This is a genomic window from Pseudomonas syringae group sp. J248-6, assembly GCF_032586995.1.
Taxonomy (GTDB): Bacteria; Pseudomonadota; Gammaproteobacteria; order Pseudomonadales; family Pseudomonadaceae; genus Aquipseudomonas; species Aquipseudomonas amygdali.
On sequence record NZ_JAWHOP010000010.1, the window covers coordinates 81,796 to 98,818 of the forward strand.

Sequence of the window (17,023 nt, forward strand, 5' to 3'; positions counted from 1 at the left end):
GCAAACCGTCAAGGGCCTCTGTGTAAAGAGCGCAAAGTTTATACCCGTGAAGCGGGTCGCACAATGCGACAGACCTCAAGCAAAATCAAAGGTTTGCGTCAGGGTGCGTAAAGCGCGGGTCGAGAAAGGGCGTTTTGACGTAATGCATGCATTGCCTGTACAAGCCTCTTCACCGGGCAGTGAAGAGGCGTGCGATGCCCTTACAGCTCGGGATCTTCCGCACCTGCATAGATTTCCGAGTCTTTATAAATGTCATGCATGTGGCGCACCAGCACCATGATCACCGCAGCGACCGGCAATGCCAGCAGAATGCCGGTAAAGCCGAACAGCTCGCCACCCGCCAGAATCGCGAAGATCACCGCCACCGGGTGCAGACCGATGCGATCCCCTACCAGCAATGGCGTGAGCACCATCCCTTCGAGGGCCTGACCGATCATGAATACGGCAACGATGCCCATCATCGGGTACAGGTCACCACCAAACTGGAACAACCCGGCGACCAGTGCCGAGCCAATGCCGATCACAAAGCCCATATAAGGCACGATGGCAGCCAGACCGGCGATCACCCCGATCAACAGGCCCAGTTCCAGCCCGACCAGCATCAGACCGGCCGCGTAGATCACCCCGAGACCGACCATGACCAGCAACTGCCCGCGTATGAACGCGCCCAGCACCTCGTGGCACTCGCCCGCCAGCTTGACGATTTGACCTTCACGCTGACGTGGCAGCAGACCGCGGATCTTGCCGGTCATGATGTCCCAGTCACGCAACAGGTAGAAACACACCACCGGAATCAGCACCAGATTGGTCAGCCAGCCGATCAGCGCCAGGCTCGACGCCGTAGCCTGGGACAGCACCACAGAGACGATATCCCCGGCCTGCCCCATGTGTTCGGAGATGGCTGCCTTGATCTTGTCGAACTTCCAGAACCCGTCTGCCAGCCCGAACTTGGCCTGCACCCACGGCAACGCCGAGTGTTGCAGCCAGTCGAGGATCTGCGGGGCCAGCTCATAGAGACGAAACAACTGCTTGGCCAGCATCGGCACCAGCACCAGCAGCAAAGCCATCAGCACCAGCGTGAACAGACCGAACACCGCCACCACGCTCAAGGTTCTGGACAGCCCGGCGCGCTCCAGACGATCCACCAGCGGATCGCCCATGTAGGCCAGCAGCAGCGCTACCAGAAAAGGGGTGAGGATCGTGTGCAACAGCACCACGAATGCGACCAGCAAGGCCAGGCCGCCGATCCAGAACCAACGCCGTGTATCAGTCATCAACATCCCTCAACCCAATGGAAAAGCGCTTTGCCGGATTACCAGCGGAAATAAAGCTGTGGCGCGGACGCCGGAACAATCATCGGTGCGGACGCAGGTGCCGGAACAGCAGCAGCTCCATTGGCTGGCGCAACCGGCGCAGTCGCATCGACAGGCGCAGCAGGCGGCGTTGCGGCAGCGGCTGCCTCGGCTGCGGGCACTTCCTGCAATTTGGCCAGCGACAACTGCGAGCGTAGCTGATCGGTGCTGCCACTGACCTCAAACACCACTTTATCGCCGTCGACAGAACTCAGACGCACGCCGAACGGATCAAGTAACTGAAGCAGTTGTGCATAGCGCTCCAGTGTCATGCCCTGAACCTGCACCAACAGGCCCGTCGAGGCACCGGGCTTGGCGACAAAACGTGGGGCCAGACGCTGGCTGACCGACAGCAGCACAGCGTCCGCCAACGCTTCGGAACTAGCCCCGGTCGCGGTGCCCTGCTCGCGCTGATCGCCCAGCCACAAGCGCCATTTGCCCTGCCACTGGCCTGCGTCTTCCTTGGCGTGCACCGCCAGTATCGCGTCGGCACCGTAACGCTCGGAAGCTTCCTTGAGCGGCGCGGCATCAGTGCCTTCCAGTGTCTTGGCGTTACCGATGCCCTGCTCGCTCAAATCCGCCAGCGGCAGACGCAGCGGCAAGCCACGGTGTTGCGCAGCGCGGCGTAGCGGTTCGGCGGCAGCCTGACCGTCACCGACCAGATTCGAGCCTTCCACCGAGTCGTTCAGCCACCAGCCGAGGATCGACGGGCGATTGCTGCCCCAGATCGACAGGCCGGCATCACGCAACGCACGGTCTGTGCTCGCCGGATCGAAGTCCACCAGCAGGGTTTCCGGCGGACCGGCCTCATAGCCGTACTGGCTGATGATTTGTTGCGGATCTTTGCGCAGCGCGGCGATGGCCGAACCCTGCGCGGCCTTGGCGTCACCGGTCAGGCGCAGCACCAGCGTTTCGACCGCGGCCTGGGTGGCCCGTGTGCGCTCATCGGGCGACTGGCCAGCAACCGGCTCGCGGACCTGATAAAGGTTGCTGACCGTTTCGGCAAGACTGGGGAGGCTGATCAGGGACAGACAGCCGACTAGAAGAACTCTGGAAAAACGCATGGACAGTTCCCGAACGGAAAAAAGTAAAAAGAAGCTGTTTCAGGAGGTGTACAAGTCTGGGACAGCCTTGAACCACCAATCATTCAATTTGCGCATAAAGTACACCTTAAACGGCGGCACTCGCACTGACGGGAGGCGCCGGATCAGGTTTATTTGGCGCAACACCGCCCTGTTGTCGGCGCAAGGATGGCCCCTGGGGAGCAAGCCTGATAAAATCGCGCGCCTTCGCAGACCGGCAATCGCCACGGCCCAACATTACCACCGCATGACAGCGCGGTGCTGAACGGGTCCCAACGCAGCGGTCGATACCTCCGAATCCCCCCTAAAGGCCTGGATTTTCTATGAGCAAGCAACCCTCCCTGAGCTATAAAGACGCCGGTGTAGACATCGACGCCGGTGAAGCATTGGTCGAACGCATCAAGAGCGTCGCCAAGCGCACCAAGCGTCCGGAAGTCATGGGCGGCCTGGGAGGCTTCGGCGCCCTCTGCGAAATCCCGGCCGGCTACAAGCAACCGGTCCTGGTTTCCGGCACCGACGGCGTGGGTACCAAGCTGCGTCTGGCCCTGAACCTGAACAAGCACGACACCATCGGCATCGATCTGGTCGCCATGTGCGTCAATGACCTGGTGGTCTGCGGTGCAGAGCCGCTGTTCTTCCTCGATTACTACGCCACCGGCAAGCTGAACGTCGACACCGCTGCCCAGGTCGTCACCGGCATCGGTGCTGGCTGCGAACTGGCTGGCTGCTCGCTGGTCGGCGGCGAAACCGCTGAAATGCCGGGCATGTACGAAGGCGAAGACTACGATCTGGCTGGCTTCTGCGTCGGCGTCGTGGAAAAGGCCGAGATCATCGACGGTTCGAAAGTCGCTGCCGGTGATGCCCTGCTCGCCCTGCCATCGTCCGGCCCGCACTCCAACGGTTATTCGCTGATCCGCAAGATCATCGAAGTGGCCGGTGCCGATATCGAAAGCATCCAGCTGGACGGCAAGCCATTGACCGAGCTGCTGATGGCGCCCACCCGCATCTACGTCAAGCCGCTGCTCAAGCTGATCAAGGAAACCGGCGCGGTCAAGGCCATGGCCCACATCACCGGTGGCGGCCTGCTCGACAACATCCCGCGTGTTCTGCCGCAAGGCGCTCAGGCCGTTGTCGACGTCGCCAGCTGGCAGCGTCCGGCCGTGTTCGACTGGCTGCAGCAGCAAGGCAACGTCGCTGAAAACGAAATGCACCGCGTGCTGAACTGCGGCGTCGGCATGGTTATCTGCGTTGCTCAGGAACACGTTGAAGCCGCGCTGAAGGTTCTGCGCGAAGCTGGCGAGCAGCCATGGGTGATCGGTCAGATCGCCACCGCTGCCGAAGGTGCAGCACAAGTCGAGCTGAAAAACCTCAAGGCGCATTGATGCCAGCCACCTGCGATGTCGTGGTGCTGCTGTCCGGCACCGGCGGCAACCTGCAAGCGATGATCGACAGCTTCAAGGACGGGGCCAGCCCGGTCCGCATCCGCGCGGTGATTTCCAACCGCGCAGATGCGTTCGGCCTGCAACGCGCCAGGGACGCAGGCATCGAAGCCTGCGTGCTGGATCACACTGCCTATGAAGGCCGTGAAGCCTTCGATGCAGCACTGATCGAACTGATCGACACTTTCCAGCCACAGTTGGTGGTACTGGCCGGATTCATGCGCATTCTCAGCGCAGGCTTCGTGCGCCACTTCCATGGCCGCCTTCTGAATATTCACCCTTCCCTGCTGCCGCGGTATAAAGGCTTGCACACGCACAAGCGTGCGCTGGAAGCTGGTGACACCGAGCATGGCTGCAGCGTGCATTTCGTCACCGAGGAACTCGATGGCGGCCCACTGGTCGTACAGGCAGTTATTTCGGTACAGTTGCACGACACGCCCACAACGCTCGCGCAACGGGTTCATGTTCAAGAGCACCGTATTTACCCACTGGCCATTCGCTGGTTTGCCGAGGGCCGACTGAGCCTTGGTGAACAAGGTGCGTTACTGGATAGCCAGTTACTCCCGGCCAGCGGCCATCTGATTCGACATTAGGAGATATTATGCGTCGCGCTCTGCTCTTCGCTTTCGCTCTGCTCGCATTGCCTGCCGTACAGGCCGCAGAACTTCAACCCTTCTCCGCCAGCTACACCGCCGACTGGAAACAGCTGCCCATGAGCGGCACGGCTGAACGCAGCCTGGAAGCCGGTGCCAATGGCACCTGGACCCTGAGCTTCAAGGCCTCGATGATGATTGCCAGCCTGACGGAAGTCAGCACACTGAAGGTCGACAAGGAAACCTTGCTGCCACAGACCTACAGCTTCGAGCGCAGCGGCCTGGGCAAATCCAAGAAGGTTGATCTGGCGTTCGACTGGAATACCAAGTTCGTCACCGGCACCGACCGTGGCGATGCGATCAAGCTGCCGCTCAACCGTGGCATCCTCGACAAGTCCACGTATCAGCTGGCGTTGCAACACGACATCGCTGATGGCAAGAAGAGCATGAGCTACCAGGTGGTCGACGGTGATGAAGTAGACACCTACGACTTCCGCGTACTGGGCTCGGAAAAGGTTACCACCAAGACTGGCCAGGTCGATGCGATCAAGGTCGAGCGCGTACGTGACCCGACACAAAGCAAGCGCACCACCGTGCTGTGGTTTGCCAAGGACTGGGATTACCTGCTCGTGCGCCTGCAACAGGTCGAAACCGACGGCAAGGAATACAACATCGTGCTGCTCGACGGCACCGTGAACGGCAAGGCTGTCAAAGGCAGCTGATTGCCCTGACCGCCCCGTAGCACCGAGCCCCGCTTATTAGCGGGGCTTTTTATTGGCTGCAAACAAGAGGACGCAGAGCGTCCAGAACGGCATGCCGACGCAGAGCGTCGCACGATAGTGGCGGTGCTCTCCAGGACACCTAGCGCGCCCTACACTCCGCGTGGAAATGCCGACGCCGAACCTCGCGCAATAAGGACACCTATCGTTCCCTACGCTCCGCGTGGGAATGCCGTTCTTGACGCTCCGCGTCAACTTTCTGCACCGCTAAAGGCACATGAAAAATCCTTCACCTTGCCGTTTCCACGCTACAGGCCTCGCCATGCAAGGGCTGTAGGCGAACGACCATTTTTTGATCGCTCGGGAACCTGAACAGGCTATTTACTTAGGGAGCTAACAAATTCTATAAAAGAGTCCTGCGACACATCGCCGCAGTATCCAGAGGCCTAACCACTCAGGCCATCAAAGTCAGGAGCTTACTACTATGACTGTCAGAGTTACTGAACGCGACGACGCCCACCTCTCTCACGAAGCCGTTGCCGACGGCATCCAGATCTGGGACGTGCATCAACAGGACCAACTTGTAGGCATGTTTCACGTAGAGTCCGATGCTCTACGCTACAAGGAAGAGCTGGAAGCACTGGAAAGCCAGGGCAACCACTAAGCAACTTCCCTGAACCAGAAAACCCCAGAACAATAAACGACAAAACCCGCTGAATGCGGGTTTTGTTTTGACCGGTCAGCGAGTTACCACATCAGGTCGTCAGGCACCTGATACGCAGCGTACGGATCGTCAGCATCCGGCGCTTCGGTCGGGGTGTTGAGCAACACGATACGGCGCGGGTCGCGCTCCTGGATCTTCAGCGCAGCCTCACGCGGAATGATCTCGTAACCGCCGCCGTGGTGAACAATGGCCAGCGAACCGCTGCTGAGCTTGTTGCGCACCAGCGCGTTGACCGAGATCCGCTTGACCTTCTTGTCGTCAACGAAGTTGTAGTAATCCTCGGTAATCAGCTTGGGCAGGCGCGACACTTCGATCAGTTGTTTGACCTGAGCGGCGCGGGCCTTCTGCTCGACCTTCTCCTGCTGCTGGCGGTTCAGCTCCTGGTCACGCTTGGCCTTCTCGGCCATGGCTTCCTGAGCCGCACGTTTTTGCGAGTCGTCGGCCTGAGCCTGACCCTTGTGCACCAGACGCTGCTCTTTCTGCTTTTCTTTGCCGACCTGCTTGGCCTGCTTTTGGTTGACCAGACCTGCCTTGAGCAACTGATCGCGAAGGGAAAGGCTCATTGTCTACTCACTTATACCGTTACCGCACACTCAGCCGCAGCCGGGCGTGCTCTTTTCCTGACGTTTGGCTTCGCCCCACAATGCGTCCATTTCTTCGAGCGTGCACGATTCGATAGGACGCTGGATGTGGCGCAATGCCTGTTCAATGAATCGGAAGCGTCTGTCGAACTTGCTATTAGCCGAGCGTAGCGCAGTTTCCGGGTCGACTTTAAGGTGCCGGGCCAGGTTGACGACGCTGAACAGCAAATCGCCGACTTCCTCGGCAATGCCTTCGGCGTCATTGTCGACCATGGCTTCAAGAATTTCATCGAGTTCTTCACGCACCTTGTCGACCACCGGCAACGCTGCAGGCCAGTCGAAGCCGACCTGCGAAGCACGCTTCTGCAGTTTGGCGGCACGACTCAACGCAGGCAAGGCCACCGGCACGTCATCGAGCAACGACAACTGCTCGGGCGCGCCAGACTTTTCGGCACGCTCCTCGGCCTTGATTTCGTCCCAACGCTGGTTGACCTGCTCGTCGGTCAGGCGCGGCGTTTCTGCCGGCGCATACAGCTCGCCAGTCGGAAACACGTGCGGATGGCGACGCAACAACTTGCGGGTAATGCCGTCGATGACGTCGTCGAATTCAAACCGGCCTTCTTCCTTGGCCAACTGAGCATAGAAGACCACCTGAAACAGCAGGTCTCCCAGCTCACCCTTCAGATGGTCGAGGTCGCCCTGCTCAATGGCATCGGCCACCTCGTAGGCTTCTTCCAGCGTATGCGGCACGATGCTGGCGTAGGTCTGCTTCAGATCCCACGGGCAACCAGACTGCGGATCACGCAGCCGGGCCATGAGGTTCAGCAGGTCTTGAACTGTATGCATGGGGCTCCCTGTGAGCGCAGGCAACGCTTATGGCGTCCTGTTCCTGCGCGTTTCAATGATGTTCGGCAACTGGGAAATACGCCCCAGCAACCGCCCCAGCGCGTCCAGACCTGGAATCTCGATGGTCAGCGACATGAGCGCAGTGTTGTCTTCCTTGTTCGAACGGGTGTTGACCGCCAGCACGTTGATACGCTCGTTGAGCAGCACCTGGGTGACGTCGCGCAGCAGGCCGGAACGGTCGTACGCGCGGATGATGATGTCCACCGGGTACGTGAGCACCGGCACCGGCCCCCAACTGACCTGAATGATCCGCTCGGGCTCGCGACCGCCCAGTTGCAGCACCGAAGCGCAATCCTGACGGTGAATGCTGACGCCACGGCCCTGGGTGATGTAACCGACGATCGCATCGCCCGGCAGCGGCTGGCAGCAACCGGCCATCTGTGTCATCAGGTTGCCGACGCCCTGAATCTGAATATCGCCACGCTTGCCAGGCTTGTAGCCCGTAGCCTTGCGCGGGATCAGTTCCAGCTGTTCATTGACGCGATCAGGTTCAACCTGCTGCTGAGCCAGGTTGACCAGCTGCGCCAGACGCAGATCACCCGCGCCCAGGGCGGCAAACATGTCGTCGGCGGTCTTGTGATTAGCCTTGTCCGCCAGCTTGTCGAAGTCGACCTGCGGCAATGCCAGACGCGCCAGTTCGCGCTCGATAAGGGTTTTACCGGCAGCAACGTTCTGGTCGCGGGCCTGCAATTTGAACCAGTGAACAATCTTCGCCCGCGCCCGCGAGGTAGTGATGTAACCCAGGTTGGAGTTCAGCCAGTCGCGGCTCGGCGTGCCGTGCTTGCTGGTGATGATCTCGACCTGCTCACCGGTCTGCAGGCTGTAGTTGAGCGGTACGATGCGGCCGTTGATCTTCGCACCACGGCAGTTATGGCCGATTTCGGTGTGCACCCGATAGGCAAAGTCCAACGGTGTCGCGCCCTTGGGCAGGTCGATGGCGTGGCCGTCAGGGGTGAAGACGTAGACGCGGTCAGGCTCGATATCAACCCGCAGCTGGTCTGCCAGCCCACCGATGTCACCCAGCTCTTCATGCCATTCGAGCACCTGACGCAGCCAGGAAATCTTCTCTTCGTAATGATTGGAGCCGGATTTGACGTCGGTGCCCTTATAGCGCCAGTGCGCGCAAACACCCAGTTCGGCCTCTTCATGCATGGCGTGGGTGCGGATCTGCACTTCCAGCACCTTGCCTTCCGGCCCTATCACGGCGGTGTGCAGCGAGCGATAGCCGTTTTCCTTGGGGTTGGCGATGTAATCGTCGAACTCTTTGGGAATATGTCGCCACAAGGTGTGCACAATGCCCAGAGCGGTATAGCAATCGCGCATTTCCGGGACCAGTACACGCAACGCGCGCACGTCATAGATCTGGCTGAATGCCAGGCCTTTGCGCTGCATTTTGCGCCAGATGGAATAGATATGTTTGGCTCGGCCACTGATGTCAGCCGTCACGCCGGTGGCTTGCAGTTCGTTGTCGAGCTGGGACATGACGTCGCTGATGAAGCGCTCGCGGTCCAGCCGGCGCTCGTGCAGCAGCTTGGCGATCTGCTTGTACTGATCAGGCTCCAGGTAGCGGAAAGACAGGTCTTCCAGCTCCCACTTGATGTGCCCGATCCCCAGACGGTGGGCCAGCGGCGCGTAGATATCGAATACTTCCCGTGCCACACGGTTGCGTTTCTCGTCGTCGGCGTTCTTCACCGCACGAATCGCGCAGGTACGCTCGGCCAGTTTGATCAGCGCAACGCGAACGTCGTCGACCATCGCCACGAGCATCTTGCGCAGGTTTTCAACCTGCGCCTGACTGCCCAGCACCAGAGATTGACGAGGGCTGAGACTGGCGCTGATCGCGGCCATGCGCAGCACGCCGTCGATCAGTTTGGCGACCGTCGCGCCGAAACGCTGCTCGACCTCCGGCAAAGGGATGACGCCTTCGCGCACGCCGCGGTAAATGACCGCTGCAACCAGCGAGTCCTGATCCAGCTTGAGGTCAGCCAGGATCTCCGCGATTTCCAGACCGGTCTGGAAACTGGAGGTGCCCTCTGCCCAGTGATTCTTGTGGACCTTGTCGTTCTGCTCGGCTTGCCGGGCGAATTCACAGGCCTGTTTCATGACTTCCCGGTCCAGGACCAGGTCGACGCTGACAATATGATCGAGCCACGCGTCGAGATTGATACTGCCGTCTGTGTTTATCGGCTGGTTCGCTCTCACCTGTACCATGCTGCTTACCTTCCCTACGGCGCGATGAATAGCGCCATCAGTCGCCAGCCTTCTGAGCGAATGCCACTTGCCGGGCAAGCAAGGACCGGCATTCGCGGGCCAGTCGGATTAAATGAGGTTCCTTGTCAGCAGCGACCTCGATCCAATGAACGCTGCTCACTTACTCATTTCAAATAAAGCCATCGCCTCGACATGCGCCGTCTGTGGAAACATATCGAGGATTCCGGCACGTTTTAATCGGTAGCCCTGACTGATCAGTTCGACCGTGTCACGAGCCAAAGTTGCCGGGTTGCATGAAACATAAAGCAGTCGCCGGGCACCCGTTTTTCTGATCTGGCGAACCACTTCAAAGGCCCCGTCACGCGGTGGGTCCAAGAGTACCGCAGAAAACCCTTCCGCCGCCCAGTCGGCGTGTGTCAGCGGCTGGGAAAGATCCGCCTGAAAAAACTGCACATTGTGCAGATCATTACTCATTGCGTTGACGGCTGCACGCTCGACCATGGTCGCAACGCCTTCGACCGCCACCACCTCCTTCGCCAGGCCCGCCAGTGGCAAGGCAAAATTGCCCAGACCGCAAAACAGGTCCATTACCCGTTCATCTTTGGCAGGTGCCAGCCATTGCAGAGCCTGCTCGATCATCGCGGTGTTAACCGCCGCATTGACCTGAATGAAATCTCCCGGTCGCCAGGCCAGTTGCAGGTTCCACGGCTCCAGCCGGTAACCCAGCGTATCGCCGGGGCTGGCCGGTTGGGGCTCGCCCTCGCCGTGCAGCCACAGCTGCGCGCCGTGCTTGGAGCAAAACGCCTGCAACAACGTCAGGTCGGCCTCGGCAAGCGGCGCGGTGTGGCGCAACAACACGGCAGTCGCAACCCCACTGAACAACTCGACGTGACCCAGCGCCTGCGGTTTGCTGAAGTTTTTCAGCATGCCAGGCAACTCATTCATGATGGGTTGCAAGGCCTGTACCAGCACCGGACAGTGTTCGATGCTGACGATGTCCTGACTGGCGGCTGCGCGGAACCCCACGTCTAGCCTTTTGGCCTTGGCATCCCAGCGAACCGCGACCCGCGCGCGTCGGCGATAGGCCAGTTCGGCACCGCTTAACGGCGCAGCCCATTCATCCGGCACCACGTTCGCCACCCGCAACAGTTGCTCGGCAAGCATGCGCTGTTTCAGGGCAAGCTGTTCTTCGTGGGGCACATGCTGAACACTGCAGCCGCCGCAGCGACCGAAATACTCACAGGCCGGAGCGCGACGCATGGTGCTGGCGGTGAAGACCCGCTCGGTGCGCGCCTCGACGACCTTGCCGCGCGCATTGAGCACTCGCGCCTCGACCTCCTCGCCCGCCAGACTGCCGGCGACAAACCAGGTCTTGCCGTCGAGAAAAGCGATACCGCGACCGTCGTCGGACAGCCGCTCGATGGTCAGCCGCTGCTTTTTACCGGCAGGAATCTGTACGGTTTTAACGCCGCCCGCAGGCTGAAAGCGCAAACCTCTTTCGTGCTTGGCCATCAGTTGGGCGAATCGTAGACGCCAGTCGACAGGTAACGGTCGCCTCGGTCACAGATGATCGCCACAATCACGGCGTTTTCGACTTCCTGGGAAATACGCAACGCCCCGGCGACCGAGCCGCCGGACGACACGCCACAGAAGATGCCTTCTTCACGTGCAAGTCGGCGCATGGTGTCTTCGGCCTCGGTCTGGCCCATGTCGATAATGCGATCGACGCGGTCCGACTGGTAAATCTTCGGCAGGTATTCGTGCGGCCAGCGGCGAATGCCGGGGATCGAAGCGCCCTCCATCGGTTGCAGACCGACGATCTGCACCTCGGGATTCTGCTCCTTGAGGTAGCGCGAGGTGCCCATGATGGTGCCGGTGGTGCCCATCGAGCTCACGAAATGGGTGATGGTGCCCGCCGTCTGCTGCCAGATTTCCGGACCGGTGGACGTATAGTGCGCCTCGGGGTTGTCGCCATTGGCGAATTGATCGAGCACCTTGCCGCGGCCTTCGGCCTGCATGCGCTCGGCCAGATCACGGGCACCTTCCATGCCCTCGTCCTTGCTGACCGAAATCAGCTCGGCACCGTAGGCGGTCATTGCGGCCTTGCGTTCGGCACTGGAGTTGTCCGGCATGATCAGAATCATCCGGTAACCCTTTATCGCTGCGGCCATGGCCAGCGCGATCCCGGTATTGCCAGAGGTGGCTTCGATCAGCGTGTCACCCGGATGGATCTGGCCGCGCAACTCGGCACGGGTGATCATCGACAGGGCCGGACGGTCTTTTACCGAGCCAGCGGGGTTATTACCTTCAAGCTTCAACAGGAGGGTATTGCTGGTATTACCCGCCATGCGTTGCAGACGCACCAGCGGAGTGTTGCCGACGCAATCGGCAATGGTTTGATACTGCAGGGTCATGGCGTCTTCGCAATCCAGACTGCGGGGGGTGCCTATCATAACGGCAAACGGCCAAAGCCCATATCACGCAAAGTGCGCTGCTTATTCCCAAAAAGAATAAACACTGATTTTTCCACTGCGCCCCCGTCCTGCACAGAGAGTTAGGTGCCCATGCTGACGGTAAATGGCTAAACTCAACCCCTTGTGCCGATACAGCCAGGCAGCCGATGCCTGTTATCGACGGACTGATACGTGTTGCCGGAGAACGAGCGTGCTGACCAAGCTGGGTATAAAAGGCCGTGTGCTGCTACTGACTATTTTGCCTGCCAGCCTGATGGCCGCAATGCTCGGTGGTTATTTCACCTGGATGCAGTTGAGCGAACTGCAAAGCCAGTTGCTGCAACGCGGCGAAATGATCGCCCAGGACCTGGCGCCATTGGCCGCCAACGCATTGGGGCGCAAGGACAAGATATTGCTGAGCCGCATCGCGACCCAGACCCTGGAGCAGACCGACGTGCGCGCCGTGTCGTTTCTCGATGCCGATCGCACGCCACTGGCCCATGCCGGGCCGACCATGATCAGCCCGTCGCCGATCGGCAGCGGCTCGCAGTTGCTCAATTCGACCGGCACCGACGCCACGCGTTATTTGCTCCCGGTATTCGGCAATCAACGCCACCTGACCAGCCCGATCATTCCGGCCGAAGCCGACACCCTGCTGGGCTGGGTCGAACTTGAAATATCCCATAACGGCACGCTGTTGCGCGGCTATCGAAGCCTGTTTGCCAGCCTGCTGCTGATCCTGACCGGGCTGGCCTGCACCGCGACTCTTGCAGTACGCATGAGCCGCACCATCAACGGGCCGATGAGCCAGATCAAACAGGCAGTGTCGCAGCTCAAAGACGGCAATCTCGAAACCCGCCTGCCGCCGCTGGGCAGTCGGGAACTGGACGAGCTGGCCTCTGGCATCAATCGCATGGCGGCGACCTTGCAGAACGCGCAGGAAGAACTGCAACTGAGCATCGATCAGGCGACCGAGGATGTACGGCAGAATCTGGAAACCATCGAGATCCAGAACATCGAGCTGGACCTGGCGCGCAAGGAAGCCCTTGAAGCAAGTCGGATCAAGTCTGAATTCCTGGCCAACATGAGCCACGAAATCCGCACGCCGCTCAATGGCATTCTGGGTTTCACCCATTTGCTGCAAAAAAGCGAGCTCACGCCGCGCCAGTTCGACTACCTGGGCACCATCGAGAAGTCGGCCGACAACCTGTTGAGCATCATCAACGAGATTCTCGACTTTTCGAAAATCGAGGCTGGCAAGCTGGTGCTCGATAACATCCCGTTCAACCTGCGCGACCTGTTGCAGGACACCTTGACCATCCTCGCCCCGGCGGCGCACGCCAAACAGCTGGAACTGGTCAGCCTGGTGTATCGCGATACGCCACTGGCGCTGTCCGGCGACCCGCTGCGCCTGCGGCAGATTCTGACCAACCTGGTCAGCAACGCGATCAAATTCACCCGCGAAGGCACCATCGTCGCCCGCGCCATGCTTGAAGACGAAACCGAAGAGCACGCGCAATTGCGCATCAGCGTGCAGGACACCGGCATCGGCCTGTCCAGTCAGGATGTTCGGGCGCTGTTCCAGGCCTTCAGCCAGGCCGACAACTCGCTCTCCCGCCAGCCGGGCGGCACGGGTCTGGGCCTGGTGATTTCCAAGCGCCTGATCGAACAGATGGGCGGCGAAATCGGTGTCGACAGCACGCCAGGCGAAGGTTCGGAATTCTGGATCAGCCTGAAACTGCCCAAGGCCCGCGAAGACAAGGAAGAGTCGTTCAATATCCCGCTGGGAGGGCTACGCGCAGCAGTGCTTGAACACCATGACCTGGCGCGGCAGGCGCTGGAGCATCAGCTGGAAGACTGCGGCCTGCAAACCATCGTGTTCAACAACCTGGAAAACCTGCTCAACGGGGTGACGGCGGCGCACGAGACCCCGCTGGCTATCGATCTGGCGGTACTCGGCGTGACCGCGCTGGAAATATCCCCGGAACGGCTGCGCCAGCACATCTGGGACCTGGAAAACCTCAACTGCAAAGTCATGGTGCTGTGCCCAACCACCGAGCACGCGCTGTTCCAGTTGGCGGTCCACGATGTCTATACCCAGTTACAAGCCAAACCCGCCTGCACCCGAAAACTGCAAAAAGCGCTGTCCGAACTGATCGCGCCGCGGGCGATCCGCGCCGACATTGGTCCGCCGCTGTCGAGCCGCGCGCCGCGGGTACTGTGCGTGGATGACAACCCAGCCAACCTGCTGCTGGTGCAGACCCTGCTCGAAGACATGGGCGCAGAAGTCGTGGCCGTCGAGGGCGGCTATGCAGCGGTCAATGCGGTGCAGCAGGAAGCGTTCGATCTGGTGTTGATGGACGTGCAGATGCCCGGTATGGACGGGCGTCAGGCCACCGAGGCGATTCGTGCCTGGGAAGCCGAACGCAACCAGAGCTCTCTGCCGATCGTGGCGCTTACCGCCCATGCGATGGCCAATGAAAAACGTTCGCTGCTGCAAAGTGGCATGGATGACTACCTGACCAAACCGATCAGCGAGCGACAGCTGGCGCAGGTGGTGCTCAAGTGGACGGGGCTGGCACTGCGCAACCCGGCGCCGGAACGCCAGAACGAAGCACCTGAAGGGCACGTCGGGCCGCTGGTGCTTGATCATGAGGAAGGGCTGCGCCTGGCTGCGGGCAAGGCGGACCTCGCCGCCGACATGCTGGCCATGCTGCTGGCCTCGCTGGCCGCCGATCGCGAGGCCATCCGTGTGGCGCGGGCCAACCAGGATGTACAGGCGTTGATCGAGCGCATTCACCGTCTGCACGGCGCAACGCGCTACTGCGGCGTCCCGCAACTGCGCACCGCCTGTCAACGCGCCGAGACCCTGCTCAAGCAGAACGCCGCGCACCCCGAAGCGGCTCTGGACGATCTGGACAAAGCCATCATTCGTCTGGAAGCCGAGGCACGGGTGACCGCGTGATGGCACCGCTCGCTCCTCACACTCCAGCGCAGCAATGCCGGTGCGGGTGCCCGGCGTCCGATCCTGAAGGCGTGGAGCATGATAGGATGCGCGCAATTTTGGAGGACCCATGGTCGAACACGATTTTCGCTACAGCATGCTCAACCCGCAGCACACATTGACCGAATGCCGCACTTTGGCACCCGGTCGCTATCAAGTCACCGGTAACGGCGGCTCGATTCATGACAACGACCAGTTGCTGGTGACGATCAAAGGCAGCAAAAGCCTGCACATGCGCCTGACCGTCGAAAAAGTCCGGCACCTGATCAACCCGCCGGGCCAATGGATTGCAGTGGCCAAAGGTCCGGTGTTCGACGAGTTGGCGATTCATCAGTGGAAAGTGAATTGCGACAGCTGCGCCGCCGAACTGAACTTCGAGTTCATGGTAGAGAGCAAGCTGGGCGTCAAGGCGCAGAAACCTGCCGCCATCGCGCGCATCGCGGAGCTGGGCTGGAAAACCGAAGGCGAGAAGCACCTCTGCAAGAAGTGCCAGGAGAAAGCGGCATGAAACAGTTTGCGCTCCTGAGCCTGATCGGCGGCGCGCTGCTGGCCGGTTGTACCGCTGACCCGCTGCCGATCCGTCAGGACCACAGCTACGTGATGGAATGGATTGGCGAACGTCCGCTGATCGACAACAGCCGCCTGACCATGACCCTGGGTGCCGATGGCCGCGCGTATGGCAATGCAGGCTGCAACCACTGGTTCGCGCCCTATACGCTGAACGACCACAGCATCAGCTTCGGCCCGGTGGGCAAAACCCGCAAAATGTGCGCCCCCGCGCTGATGGAGCAGGAACAACGCTTCATCAAAGCCATCAGCAGCGTGCAACGCTGGGACATCTCGCCCATCGAGCAACTGCGCCTGTGGCCAGCCCAAGGCAAGCCACTGCGCTTCTGGCTGGAAGATAGCTGATTGTAACTATCGTGCCGAAGCTCCGCGTAACTTGCGACGCAGAGCGTCTAGAACTGCATTCCCACGCTGGAGCGTAGGGAACGATCACTATCCTGCGACGCCCCGCGCAACGCCTGGACCGCAGCCGACTGCTCGCATTTCACTATCGTGCGACGCTCCGCGTCGCATGCCGTTCTGGACGCTCCGCGTCCTCTTGCGACGCAGAGCGTCGCGACCTGCATTCCCACGCTGGAGCGTAGGGAACGATAATCCCGACTATCGTGTGATGTTCTGCGCAACGCCTGGACCGCAGCCGACTGCTCGCGCATTGCACTATCGTGCGACGCTCCGCGTCGCATGCCGTTCTGGACGCTCCGCGTCCTCTTGCGACGCAGAGCGCGATGTTCTACGCAACGCCTGGACCGCAGCCGACTGCTCGCGCATTGCACTATCGTGCGGCGCTCCGCGTCGCATGCCGTTCTGGACGCTCCGCGTCCTCGTTGCGGCGCAGAGCGTCCAGAACCGATCCGATCACCCCTCGCCGCGCAACGTCTTGAGCTTCTGGATCACGGTCGCAGCGGACTGCTCGCCGAGCAGTTGCTCGCGCATCTTGCCCTTGTCGTCGATGATGTAGGTCACCGGCAGCGCCTCGGAGGGCGGCAGGCTGTACTGCTCGGCAGGGTCCTGAGCCAGCACGGTGAATTTGATGCCCAGTGCGTTGGCAGCGCTTTTCAACTCATCGCCCTGCAGGTTGTCAAAGTTGACACCCAGCACCGTGACCTTCTTGTCCTTGAGCTGTTCGGACAATGCGTTGAATTCCGGCACCTCGGTACGGCATGGGCCACACCATTCGGCCCAGTAGTTCACCACCAGCCAATGCCCCTTGATTCGCTCACTGGCCACCTTCTGGCCGTTCTGGTCATTGCCCAGGTCCACGCCACATCCGCTGAGCAGCAAGCTGCCGAAAAGTATCACCGCTGCTGTTAATCGCCTTGCCATTTGCTTCCTTCCTCGCCCCGTTCAACCTGCAATCACTTATATCCAGGCTACGACTATTGACCATTCGAT

15 protein-coding genes are annotated in these 17,023 nt (G+C 60.6%); 7 read left to right on the plus strand and 8 right to left on the minus strand.

What is annotated here, in order from left to right; all coding sequences use genetic code 11:
• Positions 1-200 precede the first annotated feature (200 nt).
• The gene (locus tag RYC17_RS14895; protein WP_316903614.1) at positions 201-1,274 is read right to left on the minus strand and encodes an AI-2E family transporter; all 1,074 of its coding nucleotides are present in this window, start codon (positions 1,272-1,274) and stop codon (positions 201-203) included.
• A gap of 38 nt (positions 1,275-1,312) precedes the next feature.
• Positions 1,313-2,416 carry a DUF2066 domain-containing protein gene (locus tag RYC17_RS14900; RefSeq protein ID WP_316903616.1) on the minus strand — a complete coding sequence of 368 codons (1,104 nt, stop codon included), beginning with the start codon at positions 2,414-2,416 and terminating at the stop codon, positions 1,313-1,315.
• Positions 2,417-2,757: 341 nt separating this feature from the next.
• On the opposite strand from RYC17_RS14900, the gene purM reads away from it, so the two are divergent.
• From purM to RYC17_RS14920, 4 genes are all read left to right on the plus strand, one after another.
• Positions 2,758-3,816 (plus strand): phosphoribosylformylglycinamidine cyclo-ligase, encoded by a 1,059-nt coding sequence (gene purM / locus RYC17_RS14905; RefSeq protein ID WP_002554610.1) that lies wholly within the window; start codon positions 2,758-2,760, stop codon positions 3,814-3,816.
• A complete protein-coding gene (purN, locus tag RYC17_RS14910; RefSeq protein ID WP_122281096.1) occupies positions 3,816-4,466 on the plus strand; it encodes a phosphoribosylglycinamide formyltransferase in 651 nt (216 codons plus the stop codon). Before purM ends, purN begins: the two co-directional genes overlap by 1 nt.
• An 8-nt stretch (positions 4,467-4,474) precedes the next feature.
• Positions 4,475-5,188 (plus strand): DUF3108 domain-containing protein, encoded by a 714-nt coding sequence (locus RYC17_RS14915; RefSeq protein WP_002554612.1) that lies wholly within the window; start codon positions 4,475-4,477, stop codon positions 5,186-5,188.
• 481 nt (positions 5,189-5,669) lie between these two features.
• The gene (locus tag RYC17_RS14920; RefSeq protein ID WP_002554613.1) at positions 5,670-5,849 is read left to right on the plus strand and encodes a hypothetical protein; all 180 of its coding nucleotides are present in this window, start codon (positions 5,670-5,672) and stop codon (positions 5,847-5,849) included.
• Between the two features lie 83 nt (positions 5,850-5,932).
• On the opposite strand, the gene RYC17_RS14925 is transcribed toward RYC17_RS14920, so the two are convergent.
• The 5 genes from RYC17_RS14925 to cysM all read right to left on the minus strand — a co-directional run bounded on the left by RYC17_RS14925 (position 5,933) and on the right by cysM (position 12,021).
• Positions 5,933-6,472: a DUF2058 domain-containing protein gene (locus RYC17_RS14925; RefSeq protein ID WP_005755227.1), complete on the minus strand. Its 540-nt coding sequence runs from the start codon at positions 6,470-6,472 to the stop codon at positions 5,933-5,935.
• A 30-nt stretch (positions 6,473-6,502) separates the two neighbouring features.
• A complete protein-coding gene (gene mazG / locus RYC17_RS14930) occupies positions 6,503-7,336 on the minus strand; it encodes a nucleoside triphosphate pyrophosphohydrolase (protein ID WP_058408416.1) in 834 nt (277 codons plus the stop codon).
• Between the two features lie 27 nt (positions 7,337-7,363).
• Complete coding sequence (gene relA / locus RYC17_RS14935; protein WP_058400182.1) at positions 7,364-9,607, minus strand: GTP diphosphokinase; 2,244 nt, start codon at positions 9,605-9,607, stop codon at positions 7,364-7,366.
• 156 nt (positions 9,608-9,763) lie between these two features.
• Positions 9,764-11,119 carry a 23S rRNA (uracil(1939)-C(5))-methyltransferase RlmD gene (rlmD, locus tag RYC17_RS14940; RefSeq protein WP_316903619.1) on the minus strand — a complete coding sequence of 452 codons (1,356 nt, stop codon included), beginning with the start codon at positions 11,117-11,119 and terminating at the stop codon, positions 9,764-9,766.
• A complete protein-coding gene (gene cysM / locus RYC17_RS14945; RefSeq protein WP_057404435.1) occupies positions 11,119-12,021 on the minus strand; it encodes a cysteine synthase CysM in 903 nt (300 codons plus the stop codon). The genes rlmD and cysM overlap by 1 nt, the downstream gene beginning before the upstream one ends.
• 250 nt (positions 12,022-12,271) lie before the next feature.
• Between cysM and RYC17_RS14950 the strand changes: the two genes are divergently transcribed.
• The 3 genes from RYC17_RS14950 (at position 12,272) to RYC17_RS14960 (ending at position 15,976) form a co-directional block, all read left to right on the plus strand.
• Positions 12,272-15,025: a response regulator gene (locus tag RYC17_RS14950; protein ID WP_058400179.1), complete on the plus strand. Its 2,754-nt coding sequence runs from the start codon at positions 12,272-12,274 to the stop codon at positions 15,023-15,025.
• Between the two features lie 109 nt (positions 15,026-15,134).
• On the plus strand, positions 15,135-15,572 hold the full coding sequence (locus tag RYC17_RS14955; RefSeq protein ID WP_002554619.1) for a hypothetical protein: 438 nt from the start codon (positions 15,135-15,137) through the stop codon (positions 15,570-15,572).
• Positions 15,569-15,976 (plus strand): META domain-containing protein, encoded by a 408-nt coding sequence (locus tag RYC17_RS14960; protein ID WP_044319347.1) that lies wholly within the window; start codon positions 15,569-15,571, stop codon positions 15,974-15,976. Before RYC17_RS14955 ends, RYC17_RS14960 begins: the two co-directional genes overlap by 4 nt.
• Positions 15,977-16,486: 510 nt before the next feature.
• Here the strand turns inward: RYC17_RS14960 and RYC17_RS14965 are convergent.
• Positions 16,487-16,954 (minus strand): TlpA disulfide reductase family protein, encoded by a 468-nt coding sequence (locus RYC17_RS14965; protein ID WP_122258344.1) that lies wholly within the window; start codon positions 16,952-16,954, stop codon positions 16,487-16,489.
• Positions 16,955-17,023: the final 69 nt, after the last annotated feature.

Bases quoted from the DNA above. Each gene is read 5' to 3' on its own strand.
- cysM (WP_057404435.1), bottom strand. From the start codon at position 12,021: ATGACCCTGCAGTATCAAACCATTGCCGATTGCGTCGGCAACACTCCG.
- relA (WP_058400182.1), bottom strand. From the start codon at position 9,607: ATGGTACAGGTGAGAGCGAACCAGCCGATAAACACAGACGGCAGTATC.
- mazG (WP_058408416.1), bottom strand. From the start codon at position 7,336: ATGCATACAGTTCAAGACCTGCTGAACCTCATGGCCCGGCTGCGTGAT.
- purN (WP_122281096.1), top strand. From the start codon at position 3,816: ATGCCAGCCACCTGCGATGTCGTGGTGCTGCTGTCCGGCACCGGCGGC.
- RYC17_RS14920 (WP_002554613.1), top strand. From the start codon at position 5,670: ATGACTGTCAGAGTTACTGAACGCGACGACGCCCACCTCTCTCACGAA.
- RYC17_RS14960 (WP_044319347.1), top strand. From the start codon at position 15,569: ATGAAACAGTTTGCGCTCCTGAGCCTGATCGGCGGCGCGCTGCTGGCC.
- RYC17_RS14915 (WP_002554612.1), top strand. From the start codon at position 4,475: ATGCGTCGCGCTCTGCTCTTCGCTTTCGCTCTGCTCGCATTGCCTGCC.
- RYC17_RS14895 (WP_316903614.1), bottom strand. From the start codon at position 1,274: ATGACTGATACACGGCGTTGGTTCTGGATCGGCGGCCTGGCCTTGCTG.
- purM (WP_002554610.1), top strand. From the start codon at position 2,758: ATGAGCAAGCAACCCTCCCTGAGCTATAAAGACGCCGGTGTAGACATC.
- RYC17_RS14900 (WP_316903616.1), bottom strand. From the start codon at position 2,416: ATGCGTTTTTCCAGAGTTCTTCTAGTCGGCTGTCTGTCCCTGATCAGC.
- rlmD (WP_316903619.1), bottom strand. From the start codon at position 11,119: ATGGCCAAGCACGAAAGAGGTTTGCGCTTTCAGCCTGCGGGCGGCGTT.
- RYC17_RS14925 (WP_005755227.1), bottom strand. From the start codon at position 6,472: ATGAGCCTTTCCCTTCGCGATCAGTTGCTCAAGGCAGGTCTGGTCAAC.
- RYC17_RS14955 (WP_002554619.1), top strand. From the start codon at position 15,135: ATGGTCGAACACGATTTTCGCTACAGCATGCTCAACCCGCAGCACACA.
- RYC17_RS14965 (WP_122258344.1), bottom strand. From the start codon at position 16,954: ATGGCAAGGCGATTAACAGCAGCGGTGATACTTTTCGGCAGCTTGCTG.